Source organism: Acidimicrobiia bacterium, assembly GCA_041393965.1.
Lineage (GTDB): Bacteria > Actinomycetota > Acidimicrobiia > Spongiisociales > UBA5794 > UBA5794.
The window spans coordinates 493,127-513,079 of the sequence record JAWKJB010000001.1; the positions used below are offsets into that span (position 1 = coordinate 493,127).

Annotated in this window: 19 protein-coding genes; 10 read left to right on the top strand and 9 right to left on the bottom strand. The window is 62.8% G+C overall.

Going from position 1 to position 19,953, the window contains the following annotated elements; all coding sequences use genetic code 11:
* Positions 1–14 precede the first annotated feature (14 nt).
* The 3 genes from gyrB (at position 15) to R2823_02605 (ending at position 4,907) form a co-directional block, all read left to right on the top strand.
* Positions 15–1,940 carry a DNA topoisomerase (ATP-hydrolyzing) subunit B gene (gene gyrB / locus R2823_02595; GenBank protein MEZ5175081.1) on the top strand — a complete coding sequence of 642 codons (1,926 nt, stop codon included), beginning with the start codon at positions 15–17 and terminating at the stop codon, positions 1,938–1,940.
* Between the two features lie 18 nt (positions 1,941–1,958).
* A complete protein-coding gene (gyrA, locus tag R2823_02600) occupies positions 1,959–4,379 on the top strand; it encodes a DNA gyrase subunit A (GenBank protein ID MEZ5175082.1) in 2,421 nt (806 codons plus the stop codon).
* A gap of 84 nt (positions 4,380–4,463) precedes the next feature.
* Positions 4,464–4,907 (top strand): DUF3566 domain-containing protein, encoded by a 444-nt coding sequence (locus R2823_02605; protein MEZ5175083.1) that lies wholly within the window; start codon positions 4,464–4,466, stop codon positions 4,905–4,907.
* Positions 4,908–4,955: 48 nt separating this feature from the next.
* On the opposite strand, the gene R2823_02610 is transcribed toward R2823_02605, so the two are convergent.
* The 7 genes from R2823_02610 to R2823_02640 all read right to left on the bottom strand — a co-directional run bounded on the left by R2823_02610 (position 4,956) and on the right by R2823_02640 (position 10,282).
* Entirely contained in the window at positions 4,956–6,992 is a 2,037-nt protein-coding gene (locus R2823_02610) for a redoxin domain-containing protein (protein MEZ5175084.1), read from the bottom strand.
* 2 nt (positions 6,993–6,994) lie between these two features.
* Positions 6,995–7,744, bottom strand: a complete 750-nt coding sequence (locus R2823_02615; GenBank protein ID MEZ5175085.1) for a hypothetical protein — start codon at positions 7,742–7,744, stop codon at positions 6,995–6,997.
* Positions 7,711–7,845, bottom strand: coding sequence for a hypothetical protein (locus R2823_02620; GenBank protein ID MEZ5175086.1), 135 nt, complete (start codon positions 7,843–7,845; stop codon positions 7,711–7,713). The genes R2823_02615 and R2823_02620 overlap by 34 nt, the downstream gene beginning before the upstream one ends.
* A 63-nt stretch (positions 7,846–7,908) precedes the next feature.
* Positions 7,909–8,517, bottom strand: coding sequence for a hypothetical protein (locus tag R2823_02625; protein MEZ5175087.1), 609 nt, complete (start codon positions 8,515–8,517; stop codon positions 7,909–7,911).
* A complete protein-coding gene (locus tag R2823_02630; protein ID MEZ5175088.1) occupies positions 8,510–9,130 on the bottom strand; it encodes an RNA polymerase sigma factor in 621 nt (206 codons plus the stop codon). The genes R2823_02625 and R2823_02630 overlap by 8 nt, the downstream gene beginning before the upstream one ends.
* 58 nt (positions 9,131–9,188) lie before the next feature.
* Positions 9,189–9,713: a peptidoglycan-binding protein gene (locus R2823_02635; protein MEZ5175089.1), complete on the bottom strand. Its 525-nt coding sequence runs from the start codon at positions 9,711–9,713 to the stop codon at positions 9,189–9,191.
* The gene (locus R2823_02640) at positions 9,710–10,282 is read right to left on the bottom strand and encodes a hypothetical protein (GenBank protein ID MEZ5175090.1); all 573 of its coding nucleotides are present in this window, start codon (positions 10,280–10,282) and stop codon (positions 9,710–9,712) included. Before R2823_02640 ends, R2823_02635 begins: the two co-directional genes overlap by 4 nt.
* Before the next feature lie 310 nt (positions 10,283–10,592).
* Here R2823_02640 and R2823_02645 point away from each other — a divergent pair, with 310 nt between their 5' ends.
* The 5 genes from R2823_02645 to R2823_02665 all read left to right on the top strand — a co-directional run bounded on the left by R2823_02645 (position 10,593) and on the right by R2823_02665 (position 14,306).
* Positions 10,593–11,531, top strand: a complete 939-nt coding sequence (locus R2823_02645; protein ID MEZ5175091.1) for an ABC transporter substrate-binding protein — start codon at positions 10,593–10,595, stop codon at positions 11,529–11,531.
* A 41-nt stretch (positions 11,532–11,572) separates the two neighbouring features.
* Positions 11,573–12,580 (top strand): iron ABC transporter permease, encoded by a 1,008-nt coding sequence (locus tag R2823_02650; GenBank protein MEZ5175092.1) that lies wholly within the window; start codon positions 11,573–11,575, stop codon positions 12,578–12,580.
* Entirely contained in the window at positions 12,577–13,359 is a 783-nt protein-coding gene (locus R2823_02655; protein MEZ5175093.1) for an ABC transporter ATP-binding protein, read from the top strand. Before R2823_02650 ends, R2823_02655 begins: the two co-directional genes overlap by 4 nt.
* Entirely contained in the window at positions 13,359–13,889 is a 531-nt protein-coding gene (gene cobO / locus R2823_02660) for a cob(I)yrinic acid a,c-diamide adenosyltransferase (protein ID MEZ5175094.1), read from the top strand. Before R2823_02655 ends, cobO begins: the two co-directional genes overlap by 1 nt.
* Positions 13,890–14,012: 123 nt before the next feature.
* Positions 14,013–14,306 (top strand): hypothetical protein, encoded by a 294-nt coding sequence (locus R2823_02665; GenBank protein ID MEZ5175095.1) that lies wholly within the window; start codon positions 14,013–14,015, stop codon positions 14,304–14,306.
* Positions 14,307–14,510: 204 nt separating this feature from the next.
* On the opposite strand, the gene R2823_02670 is transcribed toward R2823_02665, so the two are convergent.
* Positions 14,511–15,233: a VIT1/CCC1 transporter family protein gene (locus tag R2823_02670; protein MEZ5175096.1), complete on the bottom strand. Its 723-nt coding sequence runs from the start codon at positions 15,231–15,233 to the stop codon at positions 14,511–14,513.
* A 151-nt stretch (positions 15,234–15,384) separates the two neighbouring features.
* Between R2823_02670 and R2823_02675 the strand changes: the two genes are divergently transcribed.
* Both R2823_02675 and R2823_02680 read left to right on the top strand, forming a co-directional pair.
* Positions 15,385–16,605: an aminotransferase class III-fold pyridoxal phosphate-dependent enzyme gene (locus tag R2823_02675; protein MEZ5175097.1), complete on the top strand. Its 1,221-nt coding sequence runs from the start codon at positions 15,385–15,387 to the stop codon at positions 16,603–16,605.
* Positions 16,606–16,703: 98 nt separating this feature from the next.
* Positions 16,704–17,945: an AI-2E family transporter gene (locus R2823_02680; GenBank protein ID MEZ5175098.1), complete on the top strand. Its 1,242-nt coding sequence runs from the start codon at positions 16,704–16,706 to the stop codon at positions 17,943–17,945.
* A gap of 4 nt (positions 17,946–17,949) precedes the next feature.
* On the opposite strand, the gene acs is transcribed toward R2823_02680, so the two are convergent.
* Positions 17,950–19,905, bottom strand: a complete 1,956-nt coding sequence (gene acs / locus R2823_02685; GenBank protein ID MEZ5175099.1) for an acetate--CoA ligase — start codon at positions 19,903–19,905, stop codon at positions 17,950–17,952.
* Between the last annotated feature and the right edge of the window lie 48 nt (positions 19,906–19,953).

Sequence of the window (19,953 nt, forward strand, 5' to 3'; positions counted from 1 at the left end):
CACAAAGGAGCCCCGTGACCAACCAGAAGCCGTCATCGACCGCGTCCTACGGCGCCGATTCGATCCAGATCCTCGAGGGTCTCGAAGCGGTTCGGAGACGCCCGGCGATGTACATCGGCTCGACGGGGCCGAAGGGCCTGCACCATCTCATCTGGGAGGCCGTTGACAACTCCGTGGATGAGGCGATGGCAGGGTTCTGCACCCGGATCGCGGTGACGCTGCGAGCCGACGGAAGCGTCAATGTGCGGGACAACGGAAGGGGCATCCCGGTCGACAAGCACGCCGTCACGAAACTCCCTGCCCTCACGACGGTGATGACAACCCTCCACGCCGGGGGAAAGTTCGAAACCGGGGCGTACGCCGTGTCGGGGGGACTCCATGGCGTCGGCATCTCGGTTGTGAACGCGCTGTCGACGCGGATGGATGTCGAGGTTGTGCGTGACGGGTCGCTGTGGACCCAGAGCTTCGAATACGGGGAACCCCTCGGCAAGCTCCAGAAGGTGAAGCCGATGAAGCGATCCGGGACCTCGGTGACCTTCTGGGCGGATCCCGACATCTTCACGGAGACGACGCACTACAGCGCGAAGACCGTGACCACCCGACTGCGCGAGATGGCGTTTCTCACGAAAGGCCTCGAGATCAGGTTCACCGACGAGCGAGGCGACGAACCCATCGAAGAGGTCTTCAAGTACGCAGGAGGCATCGTCGATTTCGTCAAGTTCCTCAACGCAAATCGCGAACCGATCCATGGCCAGGTCGCCTTCTTCGAGCAGGAGATCGACGACGCCGAGGTCGAGGTCGCCATGCAGTGGACGACGGGATACAACGAAACCATCTTGTCGTTCGCCAACAACATCAACACGCACGAGGGAGGCACCCACGAGGAGGGGTTCCGCACGGCCCTGACACGGGCGATCAACGATGTCGCCCGCAAGAAGGGAGTCCTCAAGGACAAGGACAAGAACCTCGAAGGTGACGATGTGCGCGAGGGGCTCACCGCAATCATCTCCGTGAAGGTGCGCCAGCCCCAGTTCGAGGGCCAGACCAAGACGAAACTCGGCAACACCGAGATCAAGTCGTTCGTTCAGCGCGCCATGAACCAGGCACTTCCGGACTGGCTGGATCGTCATCCCGGCGATGCGAAGAAGATCGCAGACAAGGCATCGTCTGCGGCACGGGCACGGGCGGCTGCTCGTCAGGCGAGGGACCTCACCCGCCGCAAGTCCCTCCTCGAATCGGGGGGCCTTCCAGGGAAGCTTTCTGACTGCTCCTCGAAGGATCCCGAGATCTCCGAGTTGCTCATTGTCGAAGGCGACTCTGCTGGCGGCTCTGCGAAGCAGGCGAGGAATTCGGAGTTTCAGGCGATCCTCCCGATCCGGGGGAAGATCATCAATGTGGAGAAGAACCGGATCGGGCGTGTCCTCCAGAACAACGAGGTGCAGTCGCTGATCACCGCGATCGGCACGGGGATCGGCGACGAGATGGACATCGACAAGGCGAGATACAACAAGATCATCATCCTCACCGATGCCGATGTTGACGGCGCGCATATTCGGACGCTGCTCCTGACCTTCTTCTATCGGCACATGGCTGAGGTCATCGAGCAGGGGTATGTGTTCATCGCGCAGCCGCCGCTGTACTCGGCGAAGATCGGGACCAAGACGACCTGGATCCAAAACGACGAGGAACTCGAAGGTTTCAAGGCGGAGAACGAGGGACGAAAGATCAACATCCAGCGGTTCAAGGGCCTCGGCGAGATGAACGCAGACGAGCTGTGGGACACGACGATGGATCCGGAGCAACGCACCCTTCTCCAGGTCGAACTCGAAGAGAAGCTCGAAGCCGAGCAGACCTTCGTGACGCTCATGGGGAACGATGTCGAATCGCGGCGTCAGTTCATCCAGCAGAACGCCAAAGATGTCCGGTTCCTGGACGCGTAGGGAGGGGCCGATCACGCCATGACCGATTCCAGCCATCCGTACACACCGATCGACATCAAGACCGAGATGGAGGATTCGTTCCTCGAATACGCCATGTCGGTCATCGTGTCGAGAGCCCTTCCCGATGTTCGCGACGGACTCAAGCCGGTCCACAGGCGTGTCCTGTACTCGATGTGGGACAGCGGTATTCGTCCCGGTACACCGTTTCGGAAGGCGTCGCGGGTGGTCGGGGATGTCGTCGGCTGGTTCCATCCCCATTCCCCAGAAGCGGTCTACGACTCGATGGTCCGGCTCGGGCAGGACTTCGCACTCAGGTATCCGTTGATCGATCCCCAAGGCAACTTCGGGACCGTTGATGATCCGCCCGCCGCCATGCGGTATGTCGAGGCACGGCTCGACAAGCTCGCGGCACACATGCTCGACGGTATCGACGAGGACACCGTCGACTTCAAGGACAACTACTCGGGTGAACGCGAGGAGCCGACCGTTCTGCCGTCCCGATTCCCCAACCTGCTCGTGAACGGATCAACCGGGATCGCTGTGGGAATGGCGACGAACATGGCCCCCCACAATCTCGGGGAGATCTGCAACGCGGTCCTGCACGCGCTCAAACATCCCGACGCAACGGTTGACGACCTCATGGAACATGTTCTTGGACCCGACTTCCCGACCGGCGCCTACATCGTCGGGAACAAGGGCATCAAGGATGCGCTCATGACCGGGCGCGGCTCGATCAAGATGCGTGCCGTCACGGACATCGTCGAGATCAGAAAGAACCGTACGGCGATCGTCGTCACCGAGATCCCGTATCAGGTGTCGCGTGACCGCATCATGGAGAAGATCGCAGAGCAGGTTCGCAACAAGACGATCGTCGGTATTGCAGACCTTCGCGACGAATCGGATCGGCACGGAACGCGGCTCGTGATCGAGCTCAAGAAGGACGCGAATCCGCAGGTCGTGCGGAACCAGGTCTTCAAGAACAGTCAGCTCGAGGACACCTTCTCGGTGAACAATGTGGCGCTCGTTGACGGCGTACCGCGCACGCTCAACCTTGCCATGCTCGTTCATCACTATGTGGACCACCAGCTCGAAGTCATCGAGCGGCGATCCCGGTTCCGGCTCGAGAAGGCGGAGGCAAGGGCCCATATCGTCCGTGGGTTGCTGATCGCGCTCGACAACATCGACGAGGTGGTCCGAATCATCCGATCCTCGGCGAATGTCGATGAGGCGCGTGCGGCCTTGATGGACAGCTTCGAGCTGTCGGAGATCCAGGCGAATCACATCCTCGACATGCCACTGCGACGCTTGACGGCACTTGAGACGAACAAGCTGCGAGAGGAACTCGAAGAACTCGAGGGGACCATTGCGTACCTGACGGACCTCCTCGCGAATGAAGACAAGCGGCGTGACCTCATCGCGAAGGAGCTCACCGAGATCCGTGACAAGTTCGGTGATGACCGGCGAAGTCGGATCGTGCCGGACGAGGGCGACATGTCACTCGAGGATCTGATCGCTGACGAGGAGCTCGTCGTGAGCATGTCGGCGGCAGGGTCGGTGAAGTCCGTCCTCGCAAAGGCGTACCGCACCCAGGGCAGGGGAGGGCGCGGCATCAGGGGTGCGAGTTTGCGCGAGGACGATGTCGTGACGCATCTGCTGCACACGACCGCCCATTCGTACCTGCTGTTCTTCACGAATCGCGGAAAGGTGTACCGCATTCGTGCCCACGAGATCCCCCGCAAGGATCGCACCGCAAAAGGGTCACTCATCCAGTCCGTCCTTCCCCTCGAACCCGACGAGGTGGTGGAGGCGATCATCGACACGAGGGACTACGAGACCAGCCGCTACCTGGTGATGTTCACCCGCAACGGCATGGTCAAGAAGTCGAAGTTCTCCGACTACGACAGCCGCAACCAGGTGCTCGTTGCGATCAACCTCAAGGACGGGGACGAGGTGGTCGCCGTGCGCCAAACCAACGGTGATGCCGACCTGATGATGTTCACCCGTGACGGGCAGGGGATCCGGTTCCACGCCGACGAGGTGCGTTCGATGGGGAGGGCATCCCAGGGCGTGATCGGTATCAGACTCCGTGAGGGTGACGAGGTTGTCGGTGCCGCCACTGCAGACGAGGCGTCCGATGTGCTGCTTCTCACCACCGGAGGGTACGGGAAGCGGACGAAACTGGCCGATTTCCCCGTCAAGCACAGGGCAGGCCTCGGTGTGAAAGCGATCAAGATCGTGTCGACCCGGGGCCCGCTCGCCACAGCCAAAGCCGTCGCGGAGTCGGACGAGGTCGTGATTACTTCTTCTGACGGGATCCTGATCCGTCAACCCGTCGCCGACATCAATCGCTACGGGCGCAACTCGATGGGTGTCAAGGTGATGAACCTCGCGAAGGAAGCGACCTTGTCTGCGGCGGCGGTCGTCCCTCACGACGAATAGGGAACGATTCGGACCGCCGCGGCGTCTCACAGAGGCAGGGAGCCAGTTGAACGCGCCGGTACACTCGCCGGCGAAAGGAGCCACATGGCGGTTCGTCGTGTACGGCGCATCATCCGCAAGATCGATCCGTGGACCGTACTGAAGGTCGGATTCGTGGTGAATCTGGCCGTCGGGCTCACGGCGACGCTCGGTGTTTGGGTCGCGTGGTCGATCGCTGTCCAGCGTGGGATCCCTGACGACTTCGCGGACACGCTCGGCAGGCTCACGATCGCGTTCACACCCGATGGGGATCTCTACTTCAGGGTTGTGCTGATGCTCGCAATCATCTGGGTGATCGGCGCAACCGCGACCTTGACCCTGATGGCGGTCCTGTACAACCTCGTGTCGGATGTTGTTGGCGGCATCGAGCTGATCATGCTTGAGGAGACGGCCGAATCCGAACCAGAGAGGGCGCGTCCCGTGGTTCATGTGCCTTCGAACAGCGGGATCTCGCCGATCAGCCAGGACGAGACCGTCGAACACGCCTGAAGTCCTACATGGGCTCCCGTTGACGGATGTTGGGACTTTCCCCGCTGATCAGCTCCCGATGATCGTCCTTTGAAGCTCGATCCTCGTCGACACTCCTGGACCCTCGACGGTGAGGGGGATCTCGTAGCGGACCCTGTCGATGTAGCAAAGGCTCTCGGCGTCTGCTGCGCAGTAGACGATGTTGAGATCGAAGGCGACGGTGGCAACGCCGTGGGCGAAGTCGACGGGGACAACTGCAGGTAGCGCGGTACCGGTGAGATCTCCGGCTGTGTCGTCCGTCAACGCCACGATGGTGTGTCCCTTGGCGATCTCGAGGGACGACGGAGCATCGTCGTTCACCTTGTAACCGTCAGGGAGCCGATAATCCACGACGATGGTTCCGACGCCTGAGGATGCCTCCATCGCGGGGAGGGTGACCGTCTCGCCGACATACTCCCCGGGTGGGTCGAAATCCTCGATGCCTTTGAGCACCATCGTCGAGACGACTCCGGTGTCGGTGTCGACGACGCGAATCGCATGGTTGTTCGTGTCGGCGACATACAGGAGGCCCCCATCGATCGACAGGCCCCCAGGTTCGTTGAAGTGCGGATCGGTCCCGTCGGCCCAGCCGGGTTCACCACCGAGCCACGAGGTGATCGTCCCGGATGCGACATCGACCCGCTTGATCTTCGAGTTGTAGGTGTCGGCCACATAGAGCGTCGATCTGTCGATGGCGACGCCGAGGGGATGTTGGAGCCTTGCCTCGTTGCCGGCACCGTCGACATCGCCGAATTCGAAGAGGCTGGCGTCACCACCGACCACGAGGTCGATCGTCGCCGCGTCGAGATCACCGACCCGAATCGAGCTCGATTCGGAGTCGGCGACATACAGGTGCCCATCTTCGGAGAGCGCGAGTCCGCTCGGTTGCGCGAGTTCGGCTTCGTGGAAGGAGCCGTTGGAAGTGCCTTCCCGTGCGTTTCCGATGAGGGGAAGAGCGAGTTCGTTGTCGAGGTCGAGTGCCCAGATCTGATGGGACCCGGCGTTCGCGACATACACGAACCCGTCCCTGTACGCGACCGCCCACGGTGAGTTGAGGGCCACCGTGTCAAAGGACCGACCCTGGGGCGGCCAACCGAGCGCACCGGATCCGGCGAGCGTCGAAACTTCCCCAGAGGCAAGGTCGATGACTCTCACCGCGTTGTTCCCAACATCAGCCACATAGAGCTCGTCCGTTCCCGGATTGAGGGCAAGTCCCTGTGGAGCGGAAAACGACGCGTCGAGGGCGGCGCCGTCGTCGAAGCCGATCGTTCCGTTCCCAAAGACGGCAAGCACCCTTCCCGTCGCCGGATCGACCTCGAGCACACGATGGTGTCCGGTGTCGGCGATCCACAGCCGGCCATCGACGGCGAGCACCTTGCCTGGATATCTCAGCGCGCGGACCGGTGCCGTTGTCGCTTCGAGGGCGAACTCGATCGGAGCGCGGTCGATGGCCCGCTTTGCGTCGAATTCGGCGACGAGGCTGGCGATGACGGGCTCGACGGCGTCATAGACGCCCTCGCCGGGGCGAACTCCGACGATCTTGCCTGCGGGGTCGATCACCGCGACGGTGGGCCACGCCGATGCGCCCCATGCGTTCCAGATCTCGAAGTCCTTGTCGTTGACAACCGGGTGTTTGAGCCCGTATCGCTGAACGATGTCGACGAGGTTCCCGGTTTCGGCCTCGTTCGTGAACTTGGCTGAGTGGACGCCGATCACGACCAGTTCGTCCCGATACTCGCTTTCGAGGCGTTCGAGGTCGGGGATGATGTGAAGACAGTTGATGCAGCCATAGGTCCAGAAGTCGAGCAGGACGACCTTGCCCCGGAGGTCGGTGAGCGAGACGGGTTCGGCCGTGTTGATCCAGTCGAGTCCGTCTGGGAACTCGGGTGCGTCGACCGTCCCCGCATACGAGGGTCCCGTGCCGCTGGGCGTTGTCTCGTCAACTGACTCGCCGGGAAGGGTGTCGGGATTCCCGATCGTGGAGTCCGGTTCGCTCGACGGCGTACAGGCCGACGCGAGCGCCGCGAGCACGGCGATGAGCAAGACGACACGACGAAACGATGACATGACTATTCGTTGGAACGCCAAACCGCCAACTCGAGTTCCAGCCGGTCGAGTGTGTTCAGCAGGTGTTCAGGTTTGCTTGATGCGGGCTGGAACCCGGAATCGAAGGTGCCAGCAGCGGCCTCGAGCGCGACGGCGGCGAGCACGATGGCTTCGAGGTACGCCCCATGGTCGGAGACCCCCACGATGCGTCGCCCGGTTGTTCCTTCCGAGTCGATGACCGCCCCTGCCCACTCGTCGTTCCTGAACGCAACGAACCTGTCCGGACCCCGTCGTTTCGTCCACGAGCTCCCGATGGGTTCGGGGAAGTGCATGGGTCTTCCCCGCTTGAGAGGCTTGCCAGGCTCGGTCCAGCCGATGCGAACGGTCTCGTGCTCGATCGGTCTTGCCGCCGGGTGGGCCGTGAGGGCCGCCGTGAGCGCCGTCGCCACATTGGCTCCGTGTACGACGGCGATGGGTCCCGGTCCGTTGAGGGAAGAATCGAGATCCTTCCACAAGACGAGCGGAATGCCCGCGACGGTGGCTCGACCGATGAGCGTGTGGACCCCTGTTGTGCCGTCCGACACGAGCGTGTCGTACGACGCGAGATCGGCCACGGGCCCTGCTCGATCGCGCCGGGGTGCCGAAGCGTCGAGGATGCCGACATGGTCGACGGCTGCCTCGCTGAGCAGCGTTCGAAGCGTTCGGTTCCCGACTTCGGAGCCCGTGTCGAGAGCGATCCTCACGACTGCGGGCGTCGTTTCGAGGGCTCCCATGATCCAAGCGGACTCGACGGATCGTTGCCCCTGGTGCACAGCTTCCTCGCGACGAGGGCTGCCGTCACGGCAAGGATGATCGGGACGAGGATCTTCTTCACATCGGGAAGCTACCCCGTCGCAGGCCATTGTGACGAAGCGGAGAGAGCCTGAGCAGGCAAGTCCTACCGGCTGTTGCTGTTGAACTCCGCGAGCACTCGGTCGATTTCCGAAGCATACTGAGCGATCGTCGGGGCGGAGGAGCTCCCGCGACCTACGAGTTGGATGACTACGCCGGAGAAGGGTTCCCACTCGAGCACCGTCATTCCGTTCGATGAAGTGATGGTCCCCGTGTCGTGAGGGGCCGGGTTCTGCTGGCTGAAATGGACGGCAGGTATCTCTGTCTTGTTGTTTCTGTAATGGATTGAGACGGTCGCGACCACCAGCGAATCATCGCCTCGTGTCGAAAACTTCTGGCTAACGGTGTTGGTAGCAGCGTCGTAGTCGATCTCACCTCTGGCTACCAGCCCACCTGGGGTGGGCAGAGCCCGGACAAGTTGGACAGCCGACACAGATGCGAGCTTCGCCGTCACCTCCTGGTGTTGGGACGCTGTCGGCGACGACCACGGTTCTGCCAAGACCGCAACCCACAGGAACACTCCTCCAAGCAGGACGACAGCCGCTGCAAAGGCACCGATTGCCACTACGAGACCGTGCCGGTGTTTGGGATTCCGGTTGCGGATGGCCGACTCGATACGACGACCGAGTTCGTCGACGAAGGGGATATCAGCCATGCTCATCGTGCTCCATCGCGTTCGACAGTCGGTTCAACGCCCGATGCACCCTCACCCGAGCGGCGCCTTCTGTGCATCCAAGCCGTTGTGCAACATCTTTGAAAGAGCGTTCTTCGACGATCCGCAGCCGAACAGCATCGCGGTCGGTGGTGCTGAGGCTGGTGAGCGCATCGATGAGCTGTTCGCGGAAGAACGCGACCTCGTCGAGGTCCTCGACGCGGGCGAGGGAGGCGTCGTCCATCGTGGGGACCTCCACGCCAAGTCGGGCAAGTGCACGCTTCTCGACGCGCTGCTTACGGCGGTAGTGCTTTAGTTCGTTCGCTGCAATGCCGTAGAGCCATGCTCCCGCTGGCACAGTGGACCGGACATAGCGCGAGCGTTTCAGGTATGCGATGGCAAATGTCTCGGCTGTGAGATCTGCAGCGGCATCGCCATCCCAGGTTCTGCGGTAGAAGTAGGACAGTATGCGTGTCGCCCATCTCCGATACAGAGTTGAGAACGCTGCTGGGTTGGCACGCGATTCTTCGAGAAGCTCCGCATCTGATCGAGGGTCTCCGTCGGACTGGGGGGATCTTGGTTCGTTGCCAGCGGCGCGAGCAGAACCCAAGATCATTGTCCGATTGTACGCGGCGACGCAGGTCCGAAACCGAACAAGTTCGCCGTCCAAGGCATCAGCAGCTCGGGACGCCCGAGCCGTGGGATGTGTAGTACCAAAGGAGATTGACGGGATTCTTCCACGCGAGATCTCCATTGCCACCCGATTGGAAGAACCACGGATCTGCGATGTAGCCGTCGTATCGGTAGTAGATGTCCGATCCAGCCACCTTGTAGAGGAACTCATCGGCTCTGCCCCAGGTATTCGGACCGACGACACCGTCGTCCGTCAAGCCTTGTTGGTTCTGCCAGGATTTGGTGAACGAACGGGTGTTGGTTCCAAAGCTCCCGTCGATACCCGTGGATCCACATCGCGAGGCGATACCGTCTGAGTAGAGGATGTCCTGCCATACAGCGACAACCACCCCCAAGTTGATGCCACCGGTGCAGTACCCGGACTTGCACAGCTTATGTTCATCCGAAAACTGGGTGGATAGTGTCTGGCCGTCCCAGATATCCATGTTGTGGCCCCATGCGACTGCATATGACAACAGCGTGAAGAGAACCGTACAGACCAGGATGAGCGTTGGCCGGGCGGTCATTCCGATCTGCCCGCGATCTCGGATGCGAAAGCGGTGAGCTCAATCGAGTCGAGAAGGTTCCCACGCTGCACGACCTGAATGATGAGATCTCCAGGTGTCGGCCACGAGATGCTTGTTAGGAACTCGCTGTCGACGACGACACCGGTTTGCTGGCCAATCTGGACGGCAGAAGAACGACGAGATGCTCCCCCTGCCAGTAGCTCGGCTTCGAGATCCCAATTGCCACCACTGATAACCAACACCGTCAGTGCCGAGCGGTCAGGGGCGTGGAACTTTGCTTCAGCGACAACGAGGACTCCGGCATCGTCACGATCGAGGGTGATGACATCGGAGCCGACGATCGAGAATCCCGGTGGAGTTGGAATGGTAGGGATCATCGCTGCGAGATCATCGACGGCCGCGGCGGGAGACCGTGTCTTCTCGGGAATGGCCTCGGGAATGACCGCTGGCTCGTGCGGATCCTGATGAGCATCGGCGACGGGCAGCAAGTGCGGTATGGCGAGCAGCAACGCGGCTAAACCGGCGCAGGTAAGGGCGATGCGCACACTACCTCTCGGGAGAGCCATCATGATCGTTCCTCTCCACAGCCGGGGCGTTCCGGGTTCAAGGGGCTTCTCGCCATCTCTACGCCCGGTCCCGCGAATTCGTTACAACCTCGATAAACCCGTGCGCGAGGTCGCTATCGTTCTGGTTGCGTACCGGGAACACTCCCGGGTGCTGCGCACGAGCGAAGTCCGGTGAGACCCCGGCGCTGTCCCGCAACTGTGATCCTCCTCGCGAGGTAGCCAGGTCGCCTCCTTCGCAGCAGGCGGTCTGACCTTCGGAGGAGGGGTCTATGTCCCGCAACGGTTGTCTCCTCCAAGGAAGGGAGACAACACCATGTGGCACCGATTCTCGACGGCTCTCGTCGCGCTCGTGCTCGTCGTCACCGCCTGCTCCGGAGAGTCCGCAACCACGCAGCCCACCGACCCACCGCGTGACGGATTCCCCGTCACGGTCGAGACACCGACCGGCGCGGTCACGATCGCGGCGCCCCCGAAAAGGATCGTGTCGCTTTCCCCTACCTCGACCGAGGTGCTGTTTGCGATCGGAGCTGGTGACCAGGTCGTCGCTGTTGACAGTCTGTCGAACTATCCGCAGGCGGCTCCAACGACGGAACTGTCGGCCTTCACGCCGAGTGTCGAGGCGATCTCGGAGTACCTGCCGGACCTCGTCTTCATCTCATTCGATCCCGGCGGAGTCGTTGATGGGCTGTCCGCACTCGACATCGCGGTGATTGTGCATCCAACGGCTGTGTCGCTCGCTGACGCCTATGACCAGTGGATGCAGACCGGTGCCGCGACCGGCCACCTCGCCGAAGCCGAGGCGGTGGTCGCTGCGACGAAGGACGCGATCGACGAGATCGCGACCGAGGTCGCCGACGCTGGCGCAGGATCCAGCTATTTCTACGAGATCGACGATCTGTTGTATACAACGACTTCGTCGTCGTTCATCGGTCAGGTCATCGCGGTGACCGGGATGACGAACATCGCCGACGGCGCTCCCGACCCCGACGGGTACGGTTTCCCCCAGCTGAGCGCCGAGTTCATCGTCGAGGCGAACCCGACCCTGATCCTGCTCGCGGACGCCATGTGCTGTGGTCAGAGCCTCGAAACGGTATCGGAACGGCCGGGTTGGGGCTCCATGGATGCGGTCGTGCACGGTCGAGTCGTGACACTCGACGACGACATCGCGTCGCGATGGAGCCCACGAATCGTGACCCTCCTCGAAGCGGTCGCCGATACGGTTCGAGCCACGGCGGCGGGGGAAGATTCGTGAGTGTGACGCGCCCGCCCGGTCTTCGGCTGTCAGGGTGGTGGATGGCAGGCGCCGCGTGTCTTCTCGTGGTCTCTGTGATTGCCGGGGCGATGGTCGGGCCCGCGACGATCTCCCCGATGCAGATCCTGCGTTCGGTGGCGGCGCATGTTCCGTTCTCCAACTTCGAGTCAGGTCTCGATGCGCGGGCAGAGGACATCGTGTGGCAGATCCGCATGCCGCGCGTCGTTCTCGGCGTTCTTGTCGGTTCGATGCTGTCGATTGCCGGTGCCTCCTATCAGGGGGTGTTTCGGAATCCGCTCGCGGACCCCTATCTGCTTGGTGCGGGGGCAGGCGCCGGCCTCGGCGCGACCCTCGTGATCGTCTACGGGCCCACCTCCGGAAGCTGGGTCGTCGACCCGCTCCCGCTTGCTGCGTTCGTTGGCGCCCTCGTCGGGGTCGCGCTCGCCTATGTGTTCGGCTATACGGTGCGTTCGGGTCGAACGGCCGTCACGCTCGTTCTTGCTGGCGTAGCGGTGGCGGCGTTTCTCACGGCACTCCAGACCTTCATTCAGCAGCGTCAGTCCGAGTCCCTGCGCGAGGTCTATGGCTGGATTCTCGGAAGTTTGGCAACGGCAGGTTGGGGCGAGGTGCGCCTCGTGTTGCCGTATGTCGTGGTGTGCAGTGTTGTCCTCGTCCTCTTCCGCAGGCTCCTCGATGTGATGTCGGTCGGGGACACGGAGGCATCGTCGCTCGGCCTTCAGCCGGCCCGAATCCGGATGCTGCTCATCGGCTTCGCGACGCTCGGTACGGCTGCGGTGGTGGCAGTGAGTGGGTTGATCGGGTTCGTCGGCATCATCGTCCCGCACACGGTGCGACTGATGACATCTGCCTCGTACCGGGTCATCGTCCCGCTTTCACTGCTCGTCGGCGGGTCGTTCCTCGTCCTCGCGGACATCGTGGCGAGATCCGTCCAGAGCCCGGCCGAGCTTCCGATCGGGGTCGTGACCGCGCTCATCGGGGCACCGTTCTTCGCCGTGGTCCTGCGGCGCAGCAGGGGGGTCGTGTCGTGACCGATGTGGTGGTTTCGTCGGTCTCGGTCCGGTACAACGGGGCTCAGGTCGTGTCCGATGTTTCGTTCACGGTGCCCGATGGCGGTTGGATGGGGATCATCGGCCCCAACGGTGCCGGCAAGACGACCCTTCTGCGTGCAATCGTCGGGGCGATCGGCTTCACCGGATCCATTTCCCTCGGCGGGGCCGACATTCGAAGCCAGGACGCGCGATCGATGGCGCGCAGGATCGCCTATGTCCCTCAGCGCCCGTTCTACCCGCACGGCATGTCGGTCTTCGACTTCGTGCTGCTCGGTCGAACACCGCATCTCGGGCTGTTCGCTGCCGAGCGAACACGCGATATCGAGGTCGTGTGGGAGACACTCGAAGCGCTCGACATCGCGTCGTTCGCGGAGCGAGATGTCGCGTCGTTGTCCGGTGGGGAGACGCAGAGGATTTCGCTTGCGAGGGTGGTCGCCCAGCAGGCACCGGTCGTCGTTCTCGATGAAGCCACCGCATCGCTCGATGTGACCGCTCAACACGAGGTGCTCGAGCTCATCGCCCGGATTCAGCGCGACCAGGGCATCACCGTCGTTTCCGCGATCCACGACCTGACCGCAGCGGCCGAGTTCTGTGACGAGCTGACGCTCCTCAGCCGAGGTTCGACGGCCGCTCTCGGGCGTCCGGAAGAGGTTCTGGTCGAGCCGATCCTCGCTTCGGTGTTCGATCCTACGATTCGGGTGATCGAAGTCGACGGGAGTCGAGTCGTGGTGTCGCTGCGTTCGAAAGGAGCAAGCTGATGGTGTCCGAAGGGCGTCGTGACCTGTTCATCATCAACACCGGAGACGGCAAGGGGAAGTCCTCGTCGGCGTTCGGCGTGATGCTCAGGGCGGTCGCTCGGGGCTGGAGGGTCAAGGTCGTCCAGTTCATCAAGTCCGACAAGTGGCAGACCGGTGAGAAGAAGATGGCGGACCAGCTCGGGGTCGATTGGCTCACCGGCGGTGACGGATTCACCTGGGAGTCCGACGATATGGACATGACCGAACAGGCAGCCGTCGACGCGTGGCAGCACGCGAGGGATGCCATCGCCTCGGGAGACTACGACCTTGTCATTCTCGACGAGGCAACCTATCCGGTGACCTTCGGCTGGATCCCGGTGGATGAGGTGGTCGCGACGATCGCGGGGCGTCCCGAAGGGGTCCATGTTGTCATGACCGGACGCGACGCCCATGCCGACCTGATCGAGATCGCCGACACCGTGACGGAGATGAGAAAGATCAAGCACCCGTTCGACCGCGGGATCGTCGCCCGAAAAGGCATCGATTTCTAGTGCCCTGTCCGGGCAGGTCGGAACGACACCCTCGTCGGGGCGACCTGCCGCACCAGCTATCAGGGACACCTGTCACTAGGGTTTCGGAACATGGGGCGAGTAGGTGAGTGGTACCGCGTCAGCGTGAGGGAACCGGTTTCGATGCCAGGATCCATCTTGGGATTCGGGTCGGATCGTTTCCGAATCGGAATCCTCGCCCCGTCCGGCAAACCGGAATGGGAGCACGAGATTCTCTTCGGCGACATCGTCGAGATCGAGCACCGAACGATGCGGGAAGTCCTCAGGGGGCGGTTGCGGAACGGCACCGAGTTCGACATCCGATTCAAGACCAAGCTCAGCCCAGCGAAAGCCGCGGGACAGGCATCCGCCATTGCGACCGCTCTTGATGCGATCAGAGGCATGGGTACCGCCCGCTGACACTGCAGCGTGTGGCGGTCGCTGCCAATGGGCCGGTCTCAGCGGGCGAGTGCGAAGAGTGATTGACGCACGCACCGAGTGTGCGTCCCTGCCAGATGCCACCGATGACCCGACAACCCCCTCCGAACCCAAGCGACACGCCACGGGTGCATCGGTCGCTGCGCAGGAGTTGGCACCACCGAGGTGAGCCGTCTCGTCGGAGCCTCAGATAGCTGCCTCGAACGCCGTACCGACGACGTACGCGAGGATTCCCCCGATGAACCCGAGAGCGAGGTTCTCGGCACCCGACAGGGCAGGATTCTTCTTTGTGGTCGCCGTCTTGATGGCACCCACGACGAAGAGGCCGATACCTGACAGGACGGCAGCGGCAACAAGGCCCGTTTGGGGCGAATCCACGAATGCGAATGGGAGGATCGACGGCAGGGCACCGAGAAGAAACAGCAACCCTGAGGCGACTGCGGCCGTGATGGGGCTCCTTCGTTCCGAATCGACGATCCCGAACTCGAGGGCCCCGTGCATGTTCAACATGGCCGTGTCGTTCTTGTCGATGATGTCGACCACCGTCTCGAGGTCCTTACCTTCGATACCCATGTCGGCAAGCATGTCTGCGAGCTGGTTGCGCTCGTGCTCGCGATGGTGGATGAGGTGTTCCCGTTCGAGCTCGAGCTCGGCCTGGAAGACCTCGTCCTGTGACTTGGTTGCGAGATACTCACCGATCGCCATCGAGATCATGCCGGCAAGCGCACCCGACACCCCGGTGAGGAGCACCTGGGTCGCTGTGAGACCGCCACCGACCACGCCGGACACGAGCAGGAAGGTCGAGACGAGGCCGTCGTTCACGCCGAGAATGATGTCACGCATGTACTGACGGGTCGCTCCGACATGGGGCGTGTATCCCGGTGGGAGGGTGCCTCGCTCGTTCACCATTGTCGACAGTCTACGAGGTGTCGCGGCCGCGGCGTTGGCTGACTCGGGTCGCCTCCGATGATCTCCCTTGAGCTGCACCGAGCGCCCTCAGTCAGCGCCCGGAGAAGAACGGCGTGAGACACAGCGGTTCGGCTGGCGGTACCCTTGAGCCATGACGGCACCGACCCTTCTCCATCCGTTCGCGCCGCCCACACGGAAGGCCGATGGGTATCTGTCGATCACGAGTGGGTCCGGGGCGACCGTCACCGACACGGCCGGGAACACCTATATCGATGCGATGGCTTCTCTGTGGTACACCAATGTCGGGTATGGGCGTACCGAGATCGCTGACGCCGTTGCCGCCCAGATGGGTCAACTCGGCGGGTTCCACACCTTCACGAGCTTCACGAACCCGCCTGCGGACGAACTCGCCGATCGCGTAGCGAACCTGTCACCGTACGAACGCCCGAGGGTCTTCTTCTGCGGATCGGGGTCGGAGGCCGTCGATTCGGCGATGAAGATCGCTCGCATTGCCCACGCCCAGTCGGGGCATCCGGAGCGAACCGTCATCGTGTCCCGTGAGCGGGCATACCACGGTGTTGCCTACGGAGGGACCAGCGCGTCGGGGCTGCCCCCGAACCGTGCCGGCTTCGGCCCGTTTCTCGGAGATGTCGTCAGTGTCGACCCCGATGACCTCGGCAAGATGGAGGCGGTGCTGCTTGAGCGCTCCGGCGAGGTCGCGGCAGTCATCACCGAACCCGTGCAGGGGGCCGGGGGTGTCCACCCTCCTGCCGACGGCTATCTCGAGGGCCTGCGTCAGCTGTGTGACCGCTTCGGCGCCTACCTCATCTTCGATGAGGTCATCACCGGGTTCGGGCGCCTCGGCACCTGGTTCGCGAGCCAGTTCTTCGGAGTGACCCCCGACCTGACGACCTTCGCCAAGGCCATCACCAGCGGCTATCAGCCCCTCGGGGGTGTCGTGGTCGGGGATAGGGTCGTTGCTGCGCTCGAACGAGATCCCGATTTCGTGTTTCGGCACGGCTTCACCTACTCGGGTCACCCGGCCGTCTGTGCAGCGGGGCTCGCGAACCTTGCGATCATTGAGCGTGAGGATCTCCTCGCAGGGGTACCAGCGATCGAATCGGCCTTCTCCGCCCGTCTCGGGGCGCTTCGCGACGAGGGACGACTTGCCGATGTCAGGGGTGTCGGCGGCATGTGGGCGGCAGGACTCCCGACCGGTGTCGACGAAACCGAGGTCTTCCGCCGAATGCTCGACGCGGGCGTGATCGCTCGGTCCCTTCCTTCGACGATCACTTTCTGTCCGCCACTGGTTATCACCGAGGGCCAGATCGACCAGGTCGTCGATGCGCTTACGTCTGCGATCGCATCGTGACCTCGGCAGCCGCGACCTGACAGCTTCGGGATCCGTCGGCCCGGATGACAGGTGCAGCGTGACGCCACTGTCGTGGTGCAGTCGTTTACCGTACGGCCATGGACGACGACCGTACGATGGAACTCCCGGAGCCGCCTGAACCCTCAGGACCGGCCCGGCCGGGGGCTCCTGACTATTACCCGCCGTCGCCGCCCTGGGGCGAGCAGGCGAAGCTGACGGTCATCGTCATGTGTTTCGTGTTGGTAGTCGTGACGGTGTATCTGATCCGCAATGTGCTTGCGGTGGCTGCCCTCGCCGGTCTCATCGCGTTCCTCGTCGCCCCACTCATCCGATTCGCACACCGCCGGCTGCACATCCCGCGTGGACTCGCCCTCCTCATCGCCTACCTGATTGTCTTCTTCGGGACGGTGGGATTCGGCTACTTCGTCGTGAACGAGATCGTCGTTTCGATCAAGGAACTGGATCCCGTCGGCCTCGTCGACGATGCCCGCGTGTGGCTCCTCGGCGAGATCGACGACCAGAACCACTGGAATGTGTTCGGTGTCGCGATCGACATGACCGGCGTCATGGATGCCCTCGAGGCTCCCGTTGCGCCCGGTGGCGACGGGATCGTGGTCGACGCGCAGGTGGTGCTCAATGTGCTCGGCTCCTCGCTCGGGAATGTACGCACGATCGTCGGACTCGTGGTTGCGATGATCACTTCGGCGATCCTCACGGCGCTCGTCGCCATGTACCTCAACGCCGACAGCACACGGATGCACAAAGGGATCGTCGACCGTCTCCCGCCGGGATACGAACGCGACGGGTTGATGATGATGCGGAAGCAGCGGCGGGTCTGGACGGGGTATCTCTACGGTCAGGTGATCAACTCACTCATCACCGGGGCCCTCGTGTTCGCAGTGCTTGCGTTCGTCGGCCTCCCAGGCGCCTTCTTGATGGGAGTGATCATGATGGTCCTCAACATGATCCCCACTTTCGGACCGATTCTCGCCGCGATTCCCGGAGTTCTCGCCGCCATGATCTCGGGGTCGACCCGGTGGCCCGACCTCGAGAACTGGTGGTTTGCGCTCATCGTGGTCGGCATCTACCTCGTCGTCGTTCAACTCCAGGCGAACATCATCGCGCCGCGGGTCATGGGGACGGCGGTCCAACTTCGACCCGCCGTTGTGCTCGTCGGGCTGCTCGTCGGATTCCAGGTCGGTGGGCTGCTCGGCTCGCTGCTTGCGGTCCCCGTGATCGCATCGATCCGGGATGTTGCGGTGTACATCTGGATGAAGCTGATCGACAAGGATCCCTTCGCGAAGGAGAAGCCGATCCCCATCGCCCTCGAGTCCCTGTGAACCGTCAGTCGTCGTCGGTGTAGTGCTCGGCCTGTTGAGCGATCGCGTCGACGACATCGGCGTTCGCGAGCGTGGTGACATCCCCGAGCGAACGGTGGTCCGAGATGTCACGCAAGAGACGCCGCATGATCTTTCCCGACCGCGTCTTGGGGAGGTCCGGTGTGAAGATAATCGTCTTTGGCCGTGCGATCGCGCCGATCTTGTCAGCGACATGGGCCTTCAGCTCGGTGAGGAGGCCATCGGAGGGTTCCTCGCTACCCACGAGGGTCACGAATGCGGCGATCGCTTGACCCGAAAGGTCGTCGGCTGCCCCGACGACGGCTGCTTCGGCAACCAACGGATGTGAAACGAGTGCGGACTCGACCTCCATCGTCGATATCCGATGACCCGACACATTCATCACATCGTCGACCCGTCCGAGGATCCACAGGTAGCCGTCCTCGTCGATCTTGGCCCCATCCCCAGGGAAGTAGACGCCGTCATACCTCGACCAATAGGTGTCGATATAGCGCTGATCATCCCCGTAGATCGATCGCAGCATCGCTGGCCACGGCTCGGTGATGGTGAGGAACCCCCCGGATCCGAGGGGAACGGGGTCGCCCGCGCCGTCCACGACGGCTGCGCTGATTCCCGGGATCGCCTTGGTCGCCGAGCCAGGCTTGGTCGGTGTGACGCCCGGCATCGGGCTGATCATGATGCCCCCCGTCTCGGTCTGCCACCAGGTGTCGACGATCGGGCAGGTCCCGCCGCCGATCGTGTCGTGGTACCACATCCACGCCTTCGGGTTGATCGGTTCGCCGACCGTTCCGAGCAGCCGCAACGACGACAGGTCGTGGCGGCCCGGGTACTCGTCGCCCCATTTCATGAATGCCCGTATCGCTGTGGGTGCCGTGTACAGGATCGTGACCCCATAGTCGGCGACGATCGACCAGAGCCGGTCCTTGTCGGGGAAGTCCGGAGTCCCTTCGTACATGACGCTGGTCGTGTGGTTGGCGAGGGGCCCGTACACGATGTACGAATGTCCGGTGACCCAGCCGATGTCGGCCGCGCACCAGTACACATCGCTGTCGGGCTTCAGGTCGAAGACCTGGGCGTGGGTTGTCGCGACACCCGTGAGGTAGCCACCGGTGGTGTGCATGATGCCCTTCGGTTTGGCGGTGGTGCCCGATGTGTACAACAGGTAGAGGAGGTCTTCGGCACCCATGACCTCGGGCTCACAGTCGGTTGACTGGTCACTGACGAGGTCGTGCCACCAGATGTCTCGCCCTTCGCGCATGTCGACACCGTGACCGGTGCGCTTGACCACAATGCAGTGCTCGATCGAGTCGGCCCGTGCCATGGCATCGTCACAGTTGTCCTTGAGCGGTACGACGGTTCCCCGCCGCCAGGCTCCGTCGCAGGTGATCAACAGTTTGGCTTTGGCGTCGTCGACTCGGTCGACGATGGCGTCGGCGGAGAAACCGCCGAAGATGACCGAATGGGGCGCCCCGATGCGGGCACACGCGAGCATCGCGACCGCCAGTTCGGGGACCATGCCCATGTAGATGGCGATGCGATCCCCTTTCACGACGCCGAGGGACCGCAGGCCGTTCGCGAATCGGTTGACTTCGTCCGCGAGGTCCTGATAGGTGATGGTGCGAGTGTCCCCCGGTTCTCCGATCCAGTGGTAGGCGACCTTTGTGCCACCTGTCGCGAGGTGACGGTCGAGACAGTTGAAGGTGACATTGAGCTCCCCGTCTTCGAACCAGGTGTAGAACGGCGCGTCCTCGTCGTTGAGCGCAACGGTCGGTTCCCTGAACCACGAGATACGGTCGGTCGCCTGCCGCATCCAGTACGCGACATAGTCAGCGGCCGCCTCGTCGTAGTCGGCTTGGGTGACCACCGCGTCGGCTGCGAACGACTCACTCGGCGGAAAGAGCCGATTCTCATGAAGAAGGTTCTCGATTCCCGTGTCGGTCATGCCACTACCCCACTGGTCGATGCTGTCCATTGTGCCATGTTCGGAACC

Coding starts and splice junctions, on each gene's coding strand:
- acs (MEZ5175099.1), bottom strand. CDS start 19,905: ATGACCGACACGGGAATCGAGAACCTTCTTCATGAGAATCGGCTCTTT.
- R2823_02640 (MEZ5175090.1), bottom strand. CDS start 10,282: ATGATGGCTCTCCCGAGAGGTAGTGTGCGCATCGCCCTTACCTGCGCC.
- R2823_02650 (MEZ5175092.1), top strand. CDS start 11,573: ATGGCAGGCGCCGCGTGTCTTCTCGTGGTCTCTGTGATTGCCGGGGCG.
- gyrA (MEZ5175082.1), top strand. CDS start 1,959: ATGACCGATTCCAGCCATCCGTACACACCGATCGACATCAAGACCGAG.
- R2823_02675 (MEZ5175097.1), top strand. CDS start 15,385: ATGACGGCACCGACCCTTCTCCATCCGTTCGCGCCGCCCACACGGAAG.
- R2823_02610 (MEZ5175084.1), bottom strand. CDS start 6,992: ATGTCATCGTTTCGTCGTGTCGTCTTGCTCATCGCCGTGCTCGCGGCG.
- R2823_02645 (MEZ5175091.1), top strand. CDS start 10,593: ATGTGGCACCGATTCTCGACGGCTCTCGTCGCGCTCGTGCTCGTCGTC.
- R2823_02615 (MEZ5175085.1), bottom strand. CDS start 7,744: ATGGGAGCCCTCGAAACGACGCCCGCAGTCGTGAGGATCGCTCTCGAC.
- R2823_02670 (MEZ5175096.1), bottom strand. CDS start 15,233: ATGGTGAACGAGCGAGGCACCCTCCCACCGGGATACACGCCCCATGTC.
- R2823_02625 (MEZ5175087.1), bottom strand. CDS start 8,517: ATGGCTGATATCCCCTTCGTCGACGAACTCGGTCGTCGTATCGAGTCG.
- R2823_02630 (MEZ5175088.1), bottom strand. CDS start 9,130: ATGATCTTGGGTTCTGCTCGCGCCGCTGGCAACGAACCAAGATCCCCC.
- R2823_02680 (MEZ5175098.1), top strand. CDS start 16,704: ATGGACGACGACCGTACGATGGAACTCCCGGAGCCGCCTGAACCCTCA.
- cobO (MEZ5175094.1), top strand. CDS start 13,359: ATGGTGTCCGAAGGGCGTCGTGACCTGTTCATCATCAACACCGGAGAC.
- R2823_02635 (MEZ5175089.1), bottom strand. CDS start 9,713: ATGACCGCCCGGCCAACGCTCATCCTGGTCTGTACGGTTCTCTTCACG.
- R2823_02605 (MEZ5175083.1), top strand. CDS start 4,464: ATGGCGGTTCGTCGTGTACGGCGCATCATCCGCAAGATCGATCCGTGG.